Source organism: Micrococcus luteus (genome assembly GCF_022664405.1).
Classification (GTDB): domain Bacteria; phylum Actinomycetota; class Actinomycetes; order Actinomycetales; family Micrococcaceae; genus Micrococcus; species Micrococcus luteus.
This window is the reverse complement of sequence record NZ_JAKRLB010000010.1, coordinates 66,008-83,790: the sequence shown is the minus strand read 5'-3', so window position 1 is coordinate 83,790 and position 17,783 is coordinate 66,008. Positions and strand designations below refer to the sequence as shown.

Sequence of the window (17,783 nt, the reverse complement as noted above, 5' to 3'; positions counted from 1 at the left end):
CCATGCTGACGCTGCCGGACTACCCGTGGGACACGCTCACCCCCTACCGTGAGCGTGCCGCCGCCCACCCGGACGGCGTCGCGGACCTGTCCATCGGAACGCCGGTGGATCCGACGCCGGCGCTGATCCGCCGGGCCCTGACCGAGGCCGCCGACGCGCACGGCTACCCGACGACGCACGGCACGGACGCCCTGCGCCGCGCGGTCGTCGACTGGTACGCCCGGCGCCGCGGGGTGTCCGGGCTGGACCCGGCGGCCGTGGTGCCCACGGTCGGGTCCAAGGAGTTCATCGCGTGGCTGCCCACGCTGCTCGGGCTGGGTGCAGGCGACGTCGTCGTCCACCCCGAGGCCGCCTACCCCACCTATGCGGTGGGCGCGCTGCTGGCCGGGGCGGAGGCCGTGGCCGCGGACGACCTCGACGCGCTGGCGCCCGAGGTGCGTGAGCGGGTGCGCCTCGTGTGGACCAACTCGCCGGCCAACCCCACCGGCGCCGTGCTGGACGCCGCGGCGCTGCGCCGCACGGTCGACGCCGCCCGCGCCGTGGGCGCCGTGGTGTGCGGGGACGAGTGCTACGCCGAGCTCGGCTGGGACGCGTGGGACGGGGCCGTCGTGCCCTGCATCCTGTCCGACGAGGTCTCCGGCGGCGACCTGACGGGCCTGCTGAGCGTCTACTCGCTGTCCAAGCAGTCCAACCTCGCCGGCTACCGCGCCGCGTTCGCCGCGGGGGATCCGGAGCTCGTGGCGACCCTGGTCAACACCCGCAAGCACGCGGGCATGATCGTGCCCGCCCCGGTGCAGCACGCGATGGCCGTGGCCCTGGCCGACGACGCGCACGTCGCGGAGCAGAAGGACCGCTACCGCCGCCGTCGGGACGCGCTGCGCACCGCGCTGGAGGCCTCCGGCCACACGGTGGACCACTCCGAGGCGGGGCTGTACCTGTGGGCCCGGCGGGCGGACCTGGACCCGGCCGACGCCACGGCGCAGGACTCGTGGGACCTGCTGGGCGAACTGGCGGACCTGGGCATCATCGCCGGGCCCGGCGTGTTCTACGGAGCCGGCGGCGACGGCTACGTCCGCGTCGCGATCACCGCCACGGACGAGGCGGTCGCCCGGGCCGCGGCGAGACTCACCGCCCGCGGGCCGCGGACCGGCTGAGCCGGGGCCGAGGGCCGTCGTCGGGGGAAGCGACCGCGCGCCCCGGGCCGGTCCTTGATAGTTTGGAGCAGAGTCGTCCCCGTGTGGGCGCGCCCAGGCCGGCGCGCGAACCCGGGCCATCGAGAAGAGAAGACGAGGGAGCACACCCGTGACCCATCACGAGTCCGTCCGGCTGACCGTCGGCGAGCAGAGCCTGGACCTGGGCGTCGAGCACGCCACAGAGGGCAACAACGGCATCAACATCGCCCCGCTCCTGAAGGAGACCGGCGACGTCACCTACGACCCGGGCTTCATGAACACGGCGAACGCCAAGTCGGCCGTCACGTACATCGACGGCGACCAGGGCATCCTGCGCTACCGCGGCTACGCCATCGAGGACCTCGCCGAGCACTCCTCCTTCATGGAGGTGGCCTACCTGCTGATCTACGGCGAGCTGCCCGAGTCCAAGGAGACCCTGGAGGCCTGGGAGACCAACATCCTGCGCCACAACATGGTGCACGAGGACCTCAAGCTGTTCTTCAACGGCTTCCCGCGGGATGCGCACCCCATGCCGGTGCTGTCCTCCTCCGTGTCCGCGCTGTCCACGTTCTACCCGGACTCCCTGGACCCGCACGACCCGGAGCAGGTCCACATCTCCACCGTGCGTCTGCTGGGCAAGCTGCCGGTGCTGGCCTCCTACGCGTTCAAGAAGTCGCTGGGCCAGCCGTTCATGTACCCGCACAACTCACTGAACTACGTGGAGAACTTCCTCCGCCTGTGCTTCGGCGTGCCGGCCGAGGAGTACGACATCGACCCGGACGTGGTCAAGGCCCTCGACCTGCTGCTCATGCTGCACGCCGACCACGAGCAGAACGCCTCCACCTCCACGGTGCGCCTGGTCGGCTCCACCCAGGCCAACCTGTTCGCCTCGGTGTCCGCCGGCATCAACGCCCTCTACGGCCCACTGCACGGCGGCGCCAACGAGGCCGTGCTGAACATGCTCCGGAAGATCAAGTCGGAGGGCATCACGCCCGAGGACTTCATGGAGAAGGTGAAGAACAAGGAGGACGGCGTCCGCCTGATGGGCTTCGGCCACCGCGTGTACAAGAACTACGACCCGCGGGCCAAGATCATCAAGAAGACCGCCGAGGACATCCTGGGCAAGATGGGCGGCAACGACGAGCTGCTGGAGATCGCCCAGCGTCTCGAGGAGAAGGCCCTCGCCGACGACTACTTCGTGGAGCGCAAGCTCTACCCGAACGTCGACTTCTACACCGGCGTGATCTACAAGGCCATGGGCTTCCCGGAGAAGATGTTCACCGTCCTCTTCGCCCTCGGCCGCCTGCCCGGCTGGATCGCCCAGTGGCGCGAGCTCATGGAGGACCCGGCCACCAAGATCGGCCGCCCGCGCCAGATCTACGTGGGCGAGCAGCTGCGCCAGTACCCGCAGCGCTGACCCGGGGGCGCTGACCCTGCGTTGGGGGGCGGTTTCGGGTGGTATTCGGACGGAATACCACCCGAAACCGCCCCCAATGCGTTCGCCGGAGCGTGCTCACGTCGAGGCGGAGGGGCTGAGGCGGCGTCGGACCACCGCGACGACGCCACGGAAGTCCTCGCGCCCATCCGCCCAGGTGACGCGGAGCGTCGTCCAGCCGCGCGCCTGGCCGTAGCGGTCCCGGCGGGCGTCGCGCGCCTGCTGCTCCCGCGTGCGGTGCCCCGCACCGTCGTACTGCAGGGCCAGGCGCACGTGGCGGTAGGCCAGGTCGGCCACGGGGGAGAAGGGGTCCCCGGGTTCGAGCGCGGCCTGCAGCTCCGGCTCCGGCAGCCCGCCGGCCACGAGGGCGAGGCGCAGGCGGGTCTCGGGCGGCGAGTCCGCCCCGACGCGAACGGAGTCCAGCGCCTCCCGGGCGGCCGGGCGGCCATGGAAGCGTCCGGACGCGCGCAGCGCGGACCGCAGCGCGGCGATCGTGGTGGCCGGATCCGTCCGGCCCGCGGGCGTCCACGGGTGCCGGACGGCGTGGTCGCCGGCGGCCACGAGGTCCTCGAACGTCCACGGGGGCGTCAGGGAGCACAGGTCCAGCCAGGTGCGATCGACCGTGGTGACGCGCAGGCCGTGCACGTGCGTGACGAACTCGGGCGCCAGCGGCCTGCGGTGGTCCATCAGACCGGCCCGCCGGACGCGTCGCGTCCCCCGAGCCACGGTGAGGTGCACCGGCGGGTCGGCCTCGAGCTCGCCCGTCGCCGGGTCGCGCCGCCGCCAGGCTCGCGCGGGCATCGGCAGGCCGTGCAGGTGGGCCGCGGTCTCGTGGGAGAGGACGGCATCCGGGTGTCGGCGCAGAAGCGCGGCAAGGTGATCAGGGGAGAAGCCGTGCCCGGGCTCGGGCAGGCCCAGGTCGGCCCAGCCCGTGCCAGGGCGTGCCCGCTGCCGGTGGAAGCCCTGTCCGACCCGCTCCAGGTCCGACCGGCGGGCGCGGTCGGGCGGCAGCCCCAGTCGGGCCAGGTCCGTGGCCAACAGGACGGCGGGCTGGTCGGGCGGCAGAGGAGTCACGACGCGCGGCATGCACCCATCGGACGACGCCGGCGGGGCGCCCGGGGCGCGCTGGCCGCGGCACGGGGACGACGCGCGGGGCGGGCGCTGCTGTGCAGGAGCCGACGGTCTGCGCCGCGTGCCGCCGTCGTCGTCTTCCCGCCCCCGGACCGCCGGGGAGTTCCGGGGGCGATAGTGGGCGTTATCCCGGCGGGATACCACCGGAAATCGCCCCCCCAACGCGGCGGGGAGCGGGGAGGGGAGGGAAGAGCCGCGGGGCGAGTGCGCCGGGTCAGTTCGCGTGCAGCGCCGCGTTCAGTTCGACGGTCCGGCCGGCGCGGGGGAGGGCCTCGACCCCGCCCGTGGTGGAGTTGCGGCGGAACAGCAGGTTCGGCACGCCGGAGAGGTCGACGGCCTTCACGGTCCGCGCCGCCTCGCCGTCCTGCAGCACGCTCACGCGCGTGCCCGCGGTGACGTACAGACCGGCCTCGACCACGCAGTCGTCGCCGACGGAGATGCCCACGCCGGAGTTCGCGCCGAGCAGCACGTGCTCGCCGATCACGATCCGCTGGGTGCCGCCGCCGGAGAGCGTGCCCATGATGGACGCGCCGCCTCCGACGTCCGACCCGTCGCCCACCACGACGCCGGCCGAGATCCGGCCCTCCACCATCGAGTGCCCCAGGGTGCCCGCGTTGAAGTTCACGAAGCCCTCGTGCATCACGGTCGTCCCCTCGGCCAGGTGGGCGCCCAGGCGCACCCGGTCAGCGTCGCCGATGCGCACCCCGGAGGGCACGACGTAGTCCGTCATGCGCGGGAACTTGTCCACGCCGTACACCTGCACGGCGCCGCGGGCACGCAGCTTCGCCCGCGTCAGCTCGAAGTCGGCGACCGCGCAGGGGCCGTGGTTCGTCCACACCACGTTGGTGAGCAGCCCGAAGACGCCGTCGAGGTTGAGCTCGTTCGGCCGCGCCAGGCGGTGCGAGAGGGCGTGCAGGCGCAGCCACGCGTCCGCGGTGGAGGCCGGGGCGGCGTCCAGGTCGACCTCCAGCTCGACGACGGCCTGGGTGGTTCCGCGGTCCGCGTCGTCCGCGGCGAGGGCGCGCAGGGTGTCGCACAGCGAGGCGTCCGCAGCGGAGAGCGGACCGGCCACGGGGGCGGGGAACCACACGTCCAGGACGGCGCCGTCGGCGGCGGTGGTGGCCAGGCCGTGGCCGGAGACGAGACGGGGGGAGGGCTGCTGTGCAGCGGTCTGGGTCATGCGCCTCAGCCTAATGAGCGGCCGGGGCACGCTGCGGGGCGGTGGGAGGAGCGTCCGTAGACTGGACGCATGAGTCTCACCCCCGTGTCCCTGCCCGACCTCGCCGATCCGGACCTCGACGTCACGGCGCTCACCGCCACCCTGCTGGACGTGCGCTCCGTCTCAGGGGAGGAGGGTCCGCTGGCCGACACCGTCGAGCAGGCCCTGCGCGCCCTGGGCGGCCTCGAGGTGCGGCGGTTCGGCGACGCCGTCGTCGCCCGCACCGCTCTGGGGCGGCCGACCCGCGTGATCCTGGCCGGGCACCTGGACACGGTGCCCCTGCCCACCGTGCCGGGCTCGCGCGGGACCGTGCCCTCGGCGTGGGACGGGGACGTGCTGTACGGCCGCGGGGCCGTGGACATGAAGTCCGGCGTCGCCGTGCAGCTGGCCCTGGCCGGCCGCTTCGGCCGCGCGGACGGCCCGACCCCCGTGCACGACGTCACGTGGGTGTTCTACGACCATGAGGAGGTCTCCTCGGACCTCTCGGGCCTCGCCCGCGTGGCCCGCCAGGCCCCCGAGCTGCTGGAGGGCGACTTCGCGGTGCTGCTCGAGCCGACCGACGGCGTCGTGGAGGGCGGCTGCAACGGCACGTGCCGGTACCGCGTCACCTTCCCCGGTGTCGCGGCGCACTCGGGCCGCGCCTGGCGCGGCGACAACGCGATCCACAAGCTGGCCCCCGTGCTCACCGCCCTGGCGGCGTACGAGCCGGCCACGGTCACGGTGGAGGGCCTGGAGTACCGCGAGGGGCTCCACGCGATCCGCGTGACCGGCGGCGTCGCGGGCAACGTCATCCCGGACGAGGCGTCCGTGGACCTGAACTACCGGTTCGCTCCGGACAAGACCCTCGAGCAGGCCCACGCGCACGTCCGCGCGGTGCTGGAGGGGGCCGGCGTGGACTGGGACGCCCAGGTGCGGATCGACGACGCCTCGCCCGCCGCCCGCCCCGGTCTGGACCGGCCGGCCGCCGCCGCGTTCGTCGCCGCCGTCGGGGGAGAGCCCCAGCCCAAGTACGGGTGGACGGACGTGGCGCGGTTCTCGCAGCTGGGCGTGCCCGCGGTCAACTTCGGCCCCGGCGACGCCCTCCTGGCCCACACGGACGACGAGCACGTGCCCCGCGAGGCGGTCCACGCGTGCCTCGCGGCGCTCGCGGCCTGGCTGGCCGGCTGACCCGACGACGTCGGCCGCCACCGGCCACCGGCCACCGGCCGTCGGCCGCCGCCACCCGCCGGACCCGCGGGCCCGCCGCGGCTCCGCCGGGTCAGGCCGCCGTGGCCGTGGACGCCCCGACGAGCGGGGTCGTGGGGGTGCTGGCGTCGCCGGCCGTCCGCGACGACAGCCGGCGCGAGAGCCGGGTGGCCGCCCAGGTGAGGAGGAAGTTGATGACGATGAAGATCACCGCGGCCACCACGAGGGACTGCAGGATGTTGCCGTTGCCGGAGCCGAGCTGGCGGGCGTACTGCAGGAGTTCGAAGAAGCCGATGAGGTAGCCCAGCGCCGAGTCCTTGAGGATCACCACGAACTGGCTCAGCAGTGAGGGCAGCATGGCGATGAGGGCCTGGGGCACCTCCACGAGCCGCAGGGACTGCATGCTCGTCATGCCCACCGCCGCGGCCGCCTCGCGCTGGCCGCGCGGCAGCGAGCGCACCCCGGAGCGCACCAGCTCCGCGATCACGGACCCGTTGTACAGGGTCAGCGCCGCGATCACCGCGTAGTACGGGCCGTCCTGGGGCTGGATCGCCCCGGTGCGCGCGACCTGCGCGAACAGCTGGTAGAAGAACACCATCATCACGAGCACCGGCACGGCCCGGAAGAACTCGACGACGACGGCGGCCAGCCAGCGCATCGGGCCGAACGGGGCCAGCCGCAGGAAGCCGAACACCAGGCCGAACACCACGGAGGTGACCACGGCGATGCCCGCGGACTGCAGGGTGAACTGCAGGCCCGGCAGGTAGTAGTTCCGCCACGCGTCGCCGTCGACGGCGGCCAGCCAGCGGCGGCCGGAGAGCTGGCCGGTGGCGTTCATCTGGATCAGCACGAGCACCGCCACGACCAACACCGCGGCGAGGGAGACGAGGTTGGCGAGGAGGATCCGCCGGCGGGCGATCGGACCCGGGGCGTCGAAGAGGACGGAGGCCTGGGCACTCATCGGGCCACCGCCCACTTCTCCGAGGCCCACGTGGTCAGCAGGCCGATGGGGATGACGATCAGGCAGAAGCCGATCGCGAAGGTCAGGAAGATCGCCACCATCACGTCCGGGCTGAACTCGATCATGCGCTTCATCAGGCCCGAGGCCTCCGCCACCGACGCCGCGGCGGCGACGGTGGTGTTCTTGGTCAGCGCGATCACGGTGTTGCCGAGCGGGGTGATGGCCCCGCGCAGCGCCTGGGGCAGGATCACGTGGCGGGCCGCGGGCAGGAAGCCCAGGCCGATGGAGCGGGCGGCCTCGGCCTGCCCGAGCGGGACGGTGTTGACGCCGGAGCGGATCGCCTCGCACATGAACGCCGCGTGGTAGAGCGAGAGCGCGATCACGGCGTAGATGAAGAAGTTCAGCGTGAAGTCGGACGAGAAGCTGACCTTCAGCTGCCCCCAGACGGCGAGCACGCCGAGCAGCATGATGATCGTCAGCGGGGTGTTGCGGACCACGTTGACGTAGCCGGTGCCGAGGGCGCGCAGCGAGGGGACGGGCGAGATGCGGAACAGGGCGAGCACCACGCCGAGGGCGAACGAGCCGAGGGTCGCGAGGAACGCGAGCCTGATGTTCGTCCAGAACGCGAGCGGGATGTCCGCGCCGTAGTCCGCGAGGAGCGAGGAGATCGATTCCATGTCTTCTCCGAGGGTCGGGACAGGGCTGACGGGCAGGGGAGCCGCCGGGCGGGCCGAGGGTGACGGTTCAGGTCACGCCCTCGGCCCACCCGGCGCAGGAGGCCGTCAGGCGCAGGGCTCGAACTCAGCGTCCTCGCCGGAGTTCAGCGTCTCGTCGTAGGTGTAGCCCGTGCCCTCGGTGTTGGACTCGAGGGCCTTCTTCCACTCGCCGGAGTCCTTCATCTCCTTGATCGCCTCGTTGATGTCCTCGCAGCGCTCCGAGTCCTTCGGCAGGCCGACGCCGTAGCGCTCCGTGGTGAAGGTGTTGCCGACGACCTTGAACTTGCCCTTGTTGGCGTCGGCGGCGGCCAGGCCCGCGAGGATGATGTCGTCCGTGGTCACGGCGTCCACCTGGCCGGACTCGAGGTAGGTCACGCATTCGGCGTAGCCGCCCTGCTCCACCAGGTTCACGCCGGAGGCGAACTGGTCCTTGATCTTCTGGGCCGAGGTGGAGCCGGTGACGGAGCAGAGGTTCTTCCCGTCGAGGGACTCGGGGCCGGTGATCGCGGTGTCGTCCGCGCGGACCAGCAGGTCCTGGCCGGCCACGAAGTACGGGCCCGCGAAGTCGACGCGCTCCTTGCGGGCGTCCGTGATGGAGTACGTCGCGAAGATCATGTCGACCTCGCCGTTCTCCAGGGCGTTCTCCCGGTTCGCGGACGGGGTCTGGACCCACTCGATGTCCTTCTCGGCCACGCCGAGCTTGTCCGCCACGTAGCGGGCCACGTCCGTGTCGAAGCCGGTGGGCTGGGCCGAGCCCTCGCGGTAGCCCAGGCCCGGCTGGTCGAACTTGATGCCGATGCGCAGGCGCTCGCCGGAGCCGGACGACGTCGACTCGCCGGCCGAAGACGAGCCGGCGGCGTCGCCACCGCCGCCCTGCGACGAGGAGGGGGCGCAGGCGGTGAGGGACAGGGCGGCCGCGGCGGTGACGGCGGACAGGGTCAGGAGCTTCGTGCGGAGCATGGTGCTCTCCTCTGGTTCGGTGCGGTGGGGGCGACGGGGGACGGGGTCAGTGCGCGAGGATCTTGCCCAGGAAGTCCTGGGCGCGCTCGTGCCGGGGGTTCGTGAAGAAGGTGTCGGGGTCGGTGTCCTCGAGGATGGCGCCGTCGGCCATGAAGACCACGCGGTCCCCGGCCTTGCGGGCGAAGCCCATCTCATGGGTGACCACGACCATGGTCATGCCCCCCTCGGCGAGCTGGACCATGACGTCGAGGACCTCCTGCACCATCTCGGGATCGAGGGCGGAGGTCGGCTCGTCGAAGAGCAGGGCCTTCGGCTCCATCGCCAGGGCACGGGCGATGGCCACGCGCTGCTGCTGCCCGCCGGAGAGCTGGGCCGGCATCTTCCTGGCCTGGGCGGCCACGCCCACGCGCTCGAGCAGCTCCATCGCGTGCCGCTCGGCGTCTGCCCGGCGCTTGCCCTTCACCTTGATGGGCCCGAGGGTGACGTTCTCCAGGATCGACTTGTGTGCGAAGAGGTTGAACGACTGGAAGACCATGCCGATCTCGGCGCGCAGTTGGGCGAGCTGCCGGCCCTCGCTGGGGAGCGGCCGCCCGTCGATCAGGATGCGGCCGCCGTCGTCGTCGATGGTCTCGAGCCGGTTGATCGTGCGGCACAGGGTCGACTTGCCGGAGCCCGACGGGCCGAGGACGATCGCCACCTGGCCGCGCGGGATCCGCAGGTCGATCTGTCGGAGGGCGTGGAAGTCGCCGAAGTGCTTGTTCACGCCCTCGAGGACGATCAGGTCGTCGCCTGCGGCACCGCGACGGCGCCGCGTGCCGGCCTCGTCGAGGAGGTGGGCGCCGTGGGGCTGCTCAGGCGTGATCTGCGTCATGCCAGTGGAATATAGCGCACGCCACACCCGGCGCGGTGCGCCGTGCGACGCCGGCCCTGGCGGCCCGCCGGCTCGTTAGGCTGGCGCCATGGCCCCACATGAGCACCCCTCGGGCGGCGACGTCGCCGCCGCGCCCCAGCGCGTCCGCCGCGGCGGGCAGGTCCTGCGCGGGGACGCGACGGACACCCCCACGTTCGACCAGCTCCTCCTCGACGGCCGACGGCCCGGCGACGCCGCGCGCCCCACCGCCGACGTCGCCTCGACGACGTCCGAGGCCTGGCGTGTCCTGCGCATCCAGGCGGAGTTCGTCGAGGGCTTCGGCACCCTCGCGGGTCTGGGACCCGCGGTCTCCGTGTTCGGCTCGGCGCGCACGCCCGAGGGCAGCGTCGAGTACGCCCTGGCGCACGAGGTCGGGAGCCGCTTGGCCCAGGCCGGGTACACGGTCATCACCGGCGGGGGGCCCGGCACCATGGAGGCCGCCAACCGGGGCGCCCACGAGGCCGGTGGAGAGTCCGTGGGCCTGGGCATCGAGCTGCCGTTCGAGACCGGCCTGAACCCCTGGGTGCACGTGGGCGTGGACTTCCGCTACTTCTTCGTCCGCAAGGTCATGTTCCTCAAGTACGCGCAGGGGTTCATCGTGCTGCCCGGCGGCCTCGGCACCCTGGACGAGCTCTTCGAGGCCCTCACCCTCGTGCAGACCGGCACCGTCACCCGCTTCCCCGTGGTCCTCGTGGACCGCGGCTTCTGGGGCCCGCTCGTGGACTGGATCCGCGGCACGCTCGTGGAGCGCGGCATGATCTCGCCCGAGGACCCGGACCTGTTCCACCTCGTGGACACGGCCGAGGAGGCCGTCGCGTGCGTGCTCCGCTCGGCGGGGAGGGCCGACGCGTGAGCGGACCGCAGTGGACCGTCCTGGTGGCCGTGCTCGTCGTCGTGCTGGCGGCCCTGGCCACCGCCCTCACGGGCCGGCTCACGCTCCGGGCCGACGACCCGGCCGGACAGACGCCCGGGCACCCCGTCCTGCTGCCGGAGCGGCCACGCGCGGCGGATGTCGACCTGCTGCGGTTGGCCGTCGCGGTGCCCGGCTACCAGCGGGACCAGGTGGACGCCGTCCTGCTGCGGCTGCGGGACGCCCTGGCGCAGCGCGAGGACGAGGTGACCGCCCTGCGGGCCCGGGTGGCCGAGCTCGAGGCCGCCGACCCGTCCCGGAGCGATCCGGCGGGGCGTGCCTGAGTCGCGGGCCGGGCTCGGTGCAGGCCATCGTTTGGCGCGAGCACGCGGAATCCGCGATAATGGTGATGTGACCGGCCTCGCGCACGCTCGCGTGCGGGGGCGCCGGAGGCGTCCGGACAGTGCCCGCTCCCGCGGTCGCCGGACGCCGTGACGGGAACATCATCCAGAAGGGAAGTCGCAATGGCCGCCATGAAGCCCCGCACCGGGGACGGTCCCATGGAAGTGACCAAGGAGGGGCGCAGCCTGATCATGCGCGTGCCGATCGACGGCGGCGGCCGTCTCGTGCTGGAGATCAACGCGGACGAGGCCCGCGAGCTCAAGGAGTGCCTCGAGGGCGTCATCCAGGCCTGAGCCCGGACCCCTTCGACGCGGATCAGCGGCGCACCGCGATCAGCACGCCCGTGCCGGAGGGGACGACGGCGGACAGCCAGTGCTCGTCCTCCCGGATGAGGCGGTCCACCGCCCGGGCGGACACGGTGGACTCGTCGCGCACGGCGGGCCGGGGAACGCGGTCGCCGTCGAGGGCGTCCACCACCACGAGCACGCCGCCGGGGGCGAGCATGCGCGCGGCCTGCTCGACGTCGAACTGACGTGCGGCCGGGTCCCCGTCCACCAGGACCATCTCATAGGCGCCGCTCGTGAGCCGGGGGAGGACGAGCCGGGAGCGCCCCGTGATCATGCGGGTGCGGCTCGTGGGCAGGCGGGCCTCCGAGAACGCCTCGCGGGCCGCGCGCTGTGCCTCCGCGTCCGGGTCCACGGTGGTGAGGACCGTGCGCTCGGGCAGACCGCGCATCAGGGCGAGACCCGAGACGCCGGCGCCCGTGCCCACCTCCACGACCGCCGCGGGGGCACGCGTGGCCGCCAGCACCGTCAACAGGGCCGCCGTCCCCTCACTCACCGGCGGCACCTCCAGCTCGGCGGCGCGCTCGCGGGCGCGCAGGACGACGTCGTCTTCGGTGGCCCGGCTCTCCGACCAGGCCCAGGACGCGTGCTTGTCGGTGGGCTGGGGCTGCAGGGCGCTCATGGGTGACTCCGGGACGACGACGGCGGGACCTCGCCCGCGGCACGGGCGACGCGGGCCAGTGTACGGGCCGGCACGCGGCCGCGACCCAGTGTTCTCCCAGGAGGCGGGCCGATGATGGGACACGGCACGAACCGGCTCCCGCCGTGCGGGAGGCCGTTCGCCGGACCGAGGACGCGAGGACCGAGGAGGTGGCCGCATGGGACGTCGACACACCCAGCGCCACATGGACGCCTACCTCGAGGGCTCCCTCCCCGCCGCGTCCCGGGCGCGCATCGCCCGCCACCTGGACCGCTGCCCCGAGTGCCGCGCCACCGTCCAGGCCCGGGCCCGCGTGCTCGACGCCGCCCGCACGGTGCACCAGCGTCCGGCCGGCGCCGTCGTCGCCCCGGTGCTGCGCGCCCGCGGCGTCTCCGGCCGCCTTGTGGTGGGGCTGCTCACCTTCGTCGTCCTGCTCGGCGGGCTGTTCACCGCGGTCTGGGTGGCCGGCGCGCCCCGCACCGCGGCCGTGCGCACGGCCCCGACCCCGACGGACACCGTCGCCCTGCCGGCAGCCGGGACCGCGTCGACGGACCGGCGCGGCACCGTCGCGGAGCTGCGGGGTCAGGGCTGGACGGTGCCCTCCCTCGTGGGGGCCGGCCTGGAGCCGCTCACCGTCGACACCGCCCAGACGGCCGAGGACGTGGAGGTCGTCGTCGGCTGGGGTCGGGACGAGCCGACCGTGACCGTCCGCGAGTGCCGACCCCGGATCGTGGGAGCCGCCCCGGAGGGCTGTGCCTCGACCGCGCCCTTGAGCACGGGGGCGCAGGAGCGTCGACTGGCCGGCGGCGGCGTCTACCGGATCGTCCCGGCGGGGGGCGAGGACGGCTGGACGGCCGAGCTGACCACGCCGCAGGCCGCCTACCGCGTGGAGGCCACCCTGCCGGACGAGCGCGCGGACGCGGTCCTCACCCACCTGCTGGTCTCCGAGCGGGCACGGGTGCTCGAGCTGGGCGGCGGAGACGCCGTCGAGGAGCGCCTGGAGCGAGGCCTCGAACGCATCGCGGACGCCGTGCCGCGCCCCCGCGGCTGAGCCGCCCCGCCCCCGCGGCTCCGGGCTGTGGGGCGGTGCCGCTCTAGTAGAGTTCGGAGGGTGTTAGGTATCAACGGCAGCGAGTTCATCATCTTGGCGGTGCTCGCGATCGTCATCCTCGGGCCGGAGAAGCTCCCCGAGTACACGCGCGCCTTCACCGACTGGCTGCGCGTCATGCGCGACAAGGCCGAGGGTGCCAAGGCGCAGTTCAAGGAGGAGACCGGCACGGACTTCGACGAGGTGGACTGGCGCAAGTACGACCCCCGCCAGTACGACCCGCGCCGCATCATCCGCGACGCGCTCCGCGAGCCCGCCGACGGCTCGTCCACGCCCGCGTCCCGGGCGGCGCAGGCGACGGGCATCAGCGCCGAGGACGTGCACGGCGGCCTCACCCACCAGGACCTGGCGGACATGGATCCGCGGACGCTCTTCCGCCGCCCCGCCGGGGGCGGCAGCACCGCCGCCGCGGAGTCCGTCGCCGCCGCACAGACTCGGTCCACCGCGCCCGCCGCGGGGGCGGCCGCCGTGGGCGGTGCCGCCGCAGCCCTGATGGCCTCCGGCCGCGCCGAGGCCCTCGCAGAGGAGCGTCCTGCCGCCGTCGAGACCGAACCGGACCCCCTCGAGCTGCTCGGGCTGGCGCCCGCCCCCTTCGACGTCGACGCGACCTGACGCCGTCGCGCGCGTCGGGTGCCCCGGCCGGGGCGCCGGCACCCGAGGTCAGCGAGGGGTGAACGGCAGGGGTCGCCCGGCCAGCCCGCGCGGTCGCACGGCCACCCGCTGCGCGATCTGCGTCAGCGCCCGGCCCGCGGGGCTCTCCGGCGCGGACACCACCACGGGTTCGCCGGCGTCGCCGCCCGCGCGCAGCGCCGGGTCCAGGGGAACGGTGCCCAGCAGCGGCACCTGCGTGTCCAGCACCCCGGACAGCCGCTCCGCCACCTCGGCGCCGCCGCCGGTCCCGAACACATCCAGGACGGTGCCGTCTGGCAGGGTCATCGGCCCCATGTTCTCCACGACGCCGGCCACGGTCTGGCCCGTCTGCTCCGCCAGCTGACCGGCGCGCGCGGCCACCTGCGCGGCGGCGTGCTGCGGCGTGGTCACCACGAGCAGCTCCGAGGCGGGCAGCAGCTGCGCCGTCGAGATCGCGATGTCCCCGGTGCCCGGGGGCAGGTCCACGAGCAGGACGTCCAGGTCGCCCCAGTGCACATCCGTGACGAACTGCTCGAGCGCGCGGTGCAGCATCGGCCCGCGCCAGGCCACCGGCCGGTCCGCGTCGAGGAACATGCCGATCGAGATGACCTTCACGTCCCGCACCACGGGGGGCAGGATCATCCGGTCCAGCTTCGTCGGGGTGCCAGTCACGCCCAGGAGCCCGGGGATGGAGTAGCCGTGCACGTCCGCGTCGATCAGGCCGACGGCGAGCCCGCGCGCGGCGAGCGCGACCGCGAGGTTGGCCGTGACCGAGGACTTGCCCACGCCGCCCTTGCCCGAGGCCACCGCGAGGACGCGCGTGAGCGTGTCCTTCCCGAACGGGTTCGTCGGCCGGGCCGCGCGCAGGGCGTCCTGCAGCGCCAGGCGGCGCTCGGGCTCCATGACCCCGACGCGCACGTCCACGGACCCGCAGCCGGGCACGTCGGCGACGGCGGCGGCCACGTCCGTCTGGATCGTCCCGCGCAGGGGGCACGCGGCGATCGTGAGCAGCACCGCGACCTCGACGACGCCCGGGGCGGTCTCCACGACCGACTCCACCATGCCGAGGTCGGTGATCGGGCGGCGGATCTCGGGGTCCTGGACCGTGGCGAGCCGCTCCAGCACCCGGCGCTCGAGGTCGGTGCGGACCTCGGGCACGGGCAGGCCCAGGGCGCTCATCGGCCGCCCCCGTCCACCGGGCCCGCACCGCCGGCGGGGCCGGTCACCGGACCGGACCCCCCGGCCTCGCGGGCCTCCTGCGCCGCGAGGGTGGCGAGCGTGGTGGTCGTGGGCTCGGCGCCGGCGTCGCCGCGCCGCGCATCCCGGCCGCGGCCCTTGGTCTTCTTGTTCTTGCGGGGCTGGGCCTCGGCGCCCGGGAGGCCGGCGCGCAGCTCCTCCCGGATCTCCTCCCGGAGCTCGGCGCGCAGCGCCTCGCGGAGGTCGTCCCTGAGGTCGTCCTGGACGCCGCGCAGCTCGCCGCGCACGAAGTCGCGCGTGGCGACCTCCTGGACGGCCAGCCGCAGACCGGCGATCTCGCGGGTGAGGAACTCGGTGTCGGCGAGGTTGCGCTCGGCGCGGTCACGGTCCTCGCGCAGCGCGACCTTGTCCCGGTCGTCCTGGCGGTTCTGCGCCAGCAGGAGCAGGGGTGCGGCGTAGGACGCCTGGAGGGAGAGCATGAGCGTGAGCGCGGTGAAGCCGAGCTCGGCGGAGTCGAACCGCCACTCCATCGGGCCGAACGTGTTCCAGCCCAGCCAGGCGGCGCAGAACAGCGTCATCCAGACGAGGAACTGCGGGGTGCCCATGAAGCGGGCGATGCCCTCGGTGGCCTCGCCGAAGGCGTCCGGGTTCGGGGCCAGCCGGGGCACGCGGCGCCCGCTGGCGCTCAGCGGGGTGTCCAGGCCGGTGCCGCGGCCCGGGCGCAGGTATCGCGCGGTCTGGGTCATGCTCACACCTCCGGTGTCGTGCGGCGGCGGGCCGCGGGGTCAGGTTGCGGGGCGGGTCTCGGCGTCGTCGAGGTCCATGGCCCGCCAGTCGTCGGGCAGGATGTGGTCGAGCAGGTCGTCCACGCTCACAGCCCCGACGACGCGGTCCTGCTCGTTCACCACGGGGATGCACGTGAGGTTGTAGGTCGCGAGCTCGCGGGTCACGTGGGCGATGGGGGCGAGGTCCGAGACGGCCTCGAGATCCTTGTCCATGATGTTGCCGATCGCCTCCGGCGGCGGGTACCGCAGCAGGCGCTGGAAGTGGACGACGCCGAGGAACCGGCCCGTCGGCGTCTCCAACGGCGGCCGGGCCACGATCACGAGCGAGGCCAGCGCGGGGGAGATCTCCTGCTGTCGGATGGTCGCCATGGCCTCGGCCACGGTGGCCTCCGGGGGGAGGATGACCGGCACGGGGGTCATGAGCGAGCCCGCCGTGCCCTCCTCGTACTCGAGCAGGCGCCGGACGTCCTCGGCGTCCTCCGGCTCCATGCGTTCGAGCAGCAGCTCCTGCTGGGAGTCGGGCAGCTCGTGGAGCAGGTCCGCCGCGTCGTCCGGGTCCATCTCCTCCAGGACGTCGGCGGCGCGGTCGATGTCCAGCTGGGAGAGGATCTGCACCTGGTCGTCGTCGGGCAGCTCCTGGAGCACGTCCGCGAGGCGTTCGTTCTGCAGCTCCCTGGCGACCTCGACGCGGCGCTTCTCCGACATGTCGTGGAGCATGTCCGCCAGGTCGGCGGGCTTGAGGTCCTCGTGCGCGGCGAGGAAGCTCGTGGCCCCCTGCGGGTCGGCCTGCGCCGTCCAGCGGGCCTCGTCCCAGTTCAGCAGGAGGTGCTCGCCCCGCTGGGCGCGGCCGAAGGGGCCGCGGCCGACGATGCGGCGCACGTACAGGTCCGAGACCAGCCAGTCGCCGTTGCGCTGCTGCTCCAGCCCGATGTCCTCCAGGAAGGCCTCGCCCGACCCGTCGGAGAGGCGCACCTTCCGGTCGAAGAGGTCGGCGGCCACCATCTGCTCGGCGCCACGGCGGGAGAACCGGCGCAGGTTGATCAGCCCGGTCGTGATGATCCGGCCCGAGTCCATGGACGTCACCCGCGTCATCGGGACGAAGACGCGCTTCTTGCCGGGGACCTCGATCACGAGGCCGGTGGCGAACGGGGCTGCGGCGGGGCCGCGGTCCAGCACGACGACGTCGCGCAGCCGTCCCAGGCGGTCGCCGAGGGGGTCGAAGACGTCCAGGCCCAGCAGGCGGGCCACGAAGATCTTGGGGGAGCTCACCGACCCAGCCTACGGCGTGCCGGACCGCGGCTCCGTGTCCGCGTACGGCGGACCGCCGCCCGCCCGGGCGCCGGGCCGGGCACAATGGGTCCATGTCGTTCATGATGTCCAACCCTCAGCCCGGCGCCGAGCAGGGCCTGCCCCGCGGAGAGCTGCTGGCCACCTACGCCACCTACGCGCAGGCGCGCGAGCAGGTGGACCGCCTCGCCGCCACGGACTTCCCCGTGAGCGCCGTGTCGATCGTGGGCAAGGACCTGCGGGTCGTGGAGCGGGTGCGCGGCCGGCTGAACTACGCCCAGGTGGCGTTGTCCGCGGGTGTGCGCGGCGTGTTCTTCGGCGGACTGATCGGCATGTTCCTCTACCTGCTGGCCCCCGAGGCCGGCCCGGGGCAGATCCTCACCTCCATGCTGCTGGGCCTGGCGGTGTGGCTGATCTTCGGCGTGATCGGCTTCGCGATGCGTCGGGGCCAGCACGGCTTCGCGTCCTCGCAGGCCGTCGTGCCGACGGCCTTCGACCTCGTGGTCGCGTTCGACCACGCCGCCCGCGCCCGCCAGGAGCTGGGCCTGGGCGGTGCCGCGGCCCCGACGCCGCAGCCGGCCCCGCAGCCGGCGCCCGCCCCCGCCGCGGAGGAGGCCGGGGGCGGGTCCGTGCAGGCCACCCCGGCCGCCGCGCCGTCGTCGGGCGGGTCCCACGCGGCGCCCGCTCCCGGCGGACCCGAGGCGCCGGCCCGGCCCGTCCCGGAGGCGGACCCCGCGCCCACCGGCCTGGACCGCTCCTACGGCGTGACCCTGCCCCCGGAGGAGGTCGCCAAGCTCATCGAGGCGCGCGGCGGCCACCCGCCCCGGCCCCAGGACGAGCCGCGCGGCTGA

At 73.9% G+C, this 17,783-nt stretch carries 19 protein-coding genes; 9 read left to right on the top strand and 10 right to left on the bottom strand.

Annotation, left to right across the window (positions count from 1 at the left end):
• Nucleotides 1-2: 2 nt before the first annotated feature.
• Nucleotides 3-1,154: a succinyldiaminopimelate transaminase gene (gene dapC, locus MF605_RS06290; protein WP_036382669.1), complete on the top strand. Its 1,152-nt coding sequence runs from the start codon at nucleotides 3-5 to the stop codon at nucleotides 1,152-1,154.
• Nucleotides 1,155-1,302: 148 nt separating this feature from the next.
• Entirely contained in the window at nucleotides 1,303-2,589 is a 1,287-nt protein-coding gene (locus MF605_RS06285; protein ID WP_081339279.1) for a citrate synthase, read from the top strand.
• A 96-nt stretch (nucleotides 2,590-2,685) separates the two neighbouring features.
• Here MF605_RS06285 and MF605_RS06280 read toward each other — a convergent pair whose 3' ends face one another.
• Entirely contained in the window at nucleotides 2,686-3,693 is a 1,008-nt protein-coding gene (locus MF605_RS06280; protein ID WP_134415706.1) for a DUF559 domain-containing protein, read from the bottom strand.
• A 259-nt stretch (nucleotides 3,694-3,952) separates the two neighbouring features.
• Nucleotides 3,953-4,918, bottom strand: a complete 966-nt coding sequence (gene dapD, locus MF605_RS06275) for a 2,3,4,5-tetrahydropyridine-2,6-dicarboxylate N-succinyltransferase (RefSeq protein ID WP_063190246.1) — start codon at nucleotides 4,916-4,918, stop codon at nucleotides 3,953-3,955.
• A gap of 69 nt (nucleotides 4,919-4,987) precedes the next feature.
• Here dapD and dapE point away from each other — a divergent pair, with 69 nt between their 5' ends.
• Nucleotides 4,988-6,124: a succinyl-diaminopimelate desuccinylase gene (gene dapE, locus MF605_RS06270; protein ID WP_134415707.1), complete on the top strand. Its 1,137-nt coding sequence runs from the start codon at nucleotides 4,988-4,990 to the stop codon at nucleotides 6,122-6,124.
• Nucleotides 6,125-6,215: 91 nt separating this feature from the next.
• Here dapE and MF605_RS06265 read toward each other — a convergent pair whose 3' ends face one another.
• The 4 genes from MF605_RS06265 to MF605_RS06250 form a co-directional block, all read right to left on the bottom strand.
• Nucleotides 6,216-7,103 (bottom strand): amino acid ABC transporter permease, encoded by an 888-nt coding sequence (locus tag MF605_RS06265; protein ID WP_061867039.1) that lies wholly within the window; start codon nucleotides 7,101-7,103, stop codon nucleotides 6,216-6,218.
• Entirely contained in the window at nucleotides 7,100-7,780 is a 681-nt protein-coding gene (locus MF605_RS06260; protein WP_036316476.1) for an amino acid ABC transporter permease, read from the bottom strand. The genes MF605_RS06265 and MF605_RS06260 overlap by 4 nt, the downstream gene beginning before the upstream one ends.
• Nucleotides 7,781-7,885: 105 nt before the next feature.
• On the bottom strand, nucleotides 7,886-8,779 hold the full coding sequence (locus tag MF605_RS06255; protein ID WP_134415709.1) for a glutamate ABC transporter substrate-binding protein: 894 nt from the start codon (nucleotides 8,777-8,779) through the stop codon (nucleotides 7,886-7,888).
• Nucleotides 8,780-8,825: 46 nt separating this feature from the next.
• Nucleotides 8,826-9,560: an amino acid ABC transporter ATP-binding protein gene (locus MF605_RS06250; RefSeq protein WP_129866787.1), complete on the bottom strand. Its 735-nt coding sequence runs from the start codon at nucleotides 9,558-9,560 to the stop codon at nucleotides 8,826-8,828.
• Between the two features lie 178 nt (nucleotides 9,561-9,738).
• Here MF605_RS06250 and MF605_RS06245 point away from each other — a divergent pair, with 178 nt between their 5' ends.
• From MF605_RS06245 to MF605_RS06235, 3 genes are all read left to right on the top strand, one after another.
• The gene (locus tag MF605_RS06245; RefSeq protein WP_134415711.1) at nucleotides 9,739-10,542 is read left to right on the top strand and encodes an LOG family protein; all 804 of its coding nucleotides are present in this window, start codon (nucleotides 9,739-9,741) and stop codon (nucleotides 10,540-10,542) included.
• Complete coding sequence (locus MF605_RS06240) at nucleotides 10,539-10,883, top strand: cell division protein DivIVA (RefSeq protein WP_134415713.1); 345 nt, start codon at nucleotides 10,539-10,541, stop codon at nucleotides 10,881-10,883. Before MF605_RS06245 ends, MF605_RS06240 begins: the two co-directional genes overlap by 4 nt.
• Nucleotides 10,884-11,063: 180 nt before the next feature.
• On the top strand, nucleotides 11,064-11,234 hold the full coding sequence (locus MF605_RS06235; protein ID WP_002855133.1) for a DUF3117 domain-containing protein: 171 nt from the start codon (nucleotides 11,064-11,066) through the stop codon (nucleotides 11,232-11,234).
• A 22-nt stretch (nucleotides 11,235-11,256) separates the two neighbouring features.
• On the opposite strand, the gene MF605_RS06230 is transcribed toward MF605_RS06235, so the two are convergent.
• On the bottom strand, nucleotides 11,257-11,907 hold the full coding sequence (locus tag MF605_RS06230; RefSeq protein ID WP_036339203.1) for an O-methyltransferase: 651 nt from the start codon (nucleotides 11,905-11,907) through the stop codon (nucleotides 11,257-11,259).
• 196 nt (nucleotides 11,908-12,103) lie between these two features.
• On the opposite strand from MF605_RS06230, the gene MF605_RS06225 reads away from it, so the two are divergent.
• Together MF605_RS06225 and MF605_RS06220 are read left to right on the top strand one after the other, a co-directional pair.
• Nucleotides 12,104-12,976, top strand: a complete 873-nt coding sequence (locus MF605_RS06225; protein ID WP_134415715.1) for an anti-sigma factor — start codon at nucleotides 12,104-12,106, stop codon at nucleotides 12,974-12,976.
• A gap of 60 nt (nucleotides 12,977-13,036) precedes the next feature.
• Nucleotides 13,037-13,645 carry a twin-arginine translocase TatA/TatE family subunit gene (locus tag MF605_RS06220; protein ID WP_036316486.1) on the top strand — a complete coding sequence of 203 codons (609 nt, stop codon included), beginning with the start codon at nucleotides 13,037-13,039 and terminating at the stop codon, nucleotides 13,643-13,645.
• A 48-nt stretch (nucleotides 13,646-13,693) separates the two neighbouring features.
• Here MF605_RS06220 and MF605_RS06215 read toward each other — a convergent pair whose 3' ends face one another.
• Genes MF605_RS06215 through MF605_RS06205 form a run of 3 tightly spaced genes read right to left on the bottom strand, consistent with a single transcriptional unit; the run spans nucleotide 13,694 to nucleotide 16,914 of the window.
• Complete coding sequence (locus MF605_RS06215; RefSeq protein WP_134415717.1) at nucleotides 13,694-14,842, bottom strand: Mrp/NBP35 family ATP-binding protein; 1,149 nt, start codon at nucleotides 14,840-14,842, stop codon at nucleotides 13,694-13,696.
• The gene (locus MF605_RS06210) at nucleotides 14,839-15,606 is read right to left on the bottom strand and encodes a DUF1003 domain-containing protein (RefSeq protein WP_134415719.1); all 768 of its coding nucleotides are present in this window, start codon (nucleotides 15,604-15,606) and stop codon (nucleotides 14,839-14,841) included. Before MF605_RS06210 ends, MF605_RS06215 begins: the two co-directional genes overlap by 4 nt.
• Before the next feature lie 39 nt (nucleotides 15,607-15,645).
• Complete coding sequence (locus MF605_RS06205; RefSeq protein ID WP_010080556.1) at nucleotides 15,646-16,914, bottom strand: magnesium transporter MgtE N-terminal domain-containing protein; 1,269 nt, start codon at nucleotides 16,912-16,914, stop codon at nucleotides 15,646-15,648.
• Nucleotides 16,915-17,006: 92 nt separating this feature from the next.
• Here MF605_RS06205 and MF605_RS06200 point away from each other — a divergent pair, with 92 nt between their 5' ends.
• On the top strand, nucleotides 17,007-17,783 hold the full coding sequence (locus tag MF605_RS06200) for a YflT domain-containing protein (protein WP_010080557.1): 777 nt from the start codon (nucleotides 17,007-17,009) through the stop codon (nucleotides 17,781-17,783).

Coding starts and splice junctions, on each gene's coding strand:
- MF605_RS06225 (WP_134415715.1), top strand. CDS start 12,104: ATGGGACGTCGACACACCCAGCGCCACATGGACGCCTACCTCGAGGGC.
- MF605_RS06230 (WP_036339203.1), bottom strand. CDS start 11,907: ATGAGCGCCCTGCAGCCCCAGCCCACCGACAAGCACGCGTCCTGGGCC.
- MF605_RS06255 (WP_134415709.1), bottom strand. CDS start 8,779: ATGCTCCGCACGAAGCTCCTGACCCTGTCCGCCGTCACCGCCGCGGCC.
- MF605_RS06245 (WP_134415711.1), top strand. CDS start 9,739: ATGGCCCCACATGAGCACCCCTCGGGCGGCGACGTCGCCGCCGCGCCC.
- MF605_RS06235 (WP_002855133.1), top strand. CDS start 11,064: ATGGCCGCCATGAAGCCCCGCACCGGGGACGGTCCCATGGAAGTGACC.
- MF605_RS06265 (WP_061867039.1), bottom strand. CDS start 7,103: ATGAGTGCCCAGGCCTCCGTCCTCTTCGACGCCCCGGGTCCGATCGCC.
- MF605_RS06210 (WP_134415719.1), bottom strand. CDS start 15,606: ATGACCCAGACCGCGCGATACCTGCGCCCGGGCCGCGGCACCGGCCTG.
- dapD (WP_063190246.1), bottom strand. CDS start 4,918: ATGACCCAGACCGCTGCACAGCAGCCCTCCCCCCGTCTCGTCTCCGGC.
- MF605_RS06260 (WP_036316476.1), bottom strand. CDS start 7,780: ATGGAATCGATCTCCTCGCTCCTCGCGGACTACGGCGCGGACATCCCG.
- MF605_RS06200 (WP_010080557.1), top strand. CDS start 17,007: ATGTCGTTCATGATGTCCAACCCTCAGCCCGGCGCCGAGCAGGGCCTG.
- MF605_RS06215 (WP_134415717.1), bottom strand. CDS start 14,842: ATGAGCGCCCTGGGCCTGCCCGTGCCCGAGGTCCGCACCGACCTCGAG.
- dapE (WP_134415707.1), top strand. CDS start 4,988: ATGAGTCTCACCCCCGTGTCCCTGCCCGACCTCGCCGATCCGGACCTC.
- MF605_RS06280 (WP_134415706.1), bottom strand. CDS start 3,693: ATGCCGCGCGTCGTGACTCCTCTGCCGCCCGACCAGCCCGCCGTCCTG.
- dapC (WP_036382669.1), top strand. CDS start 3: ATGCTGACGCTGCCGGACTACCCGTGGGACACGCTCACCCCCTACCGT.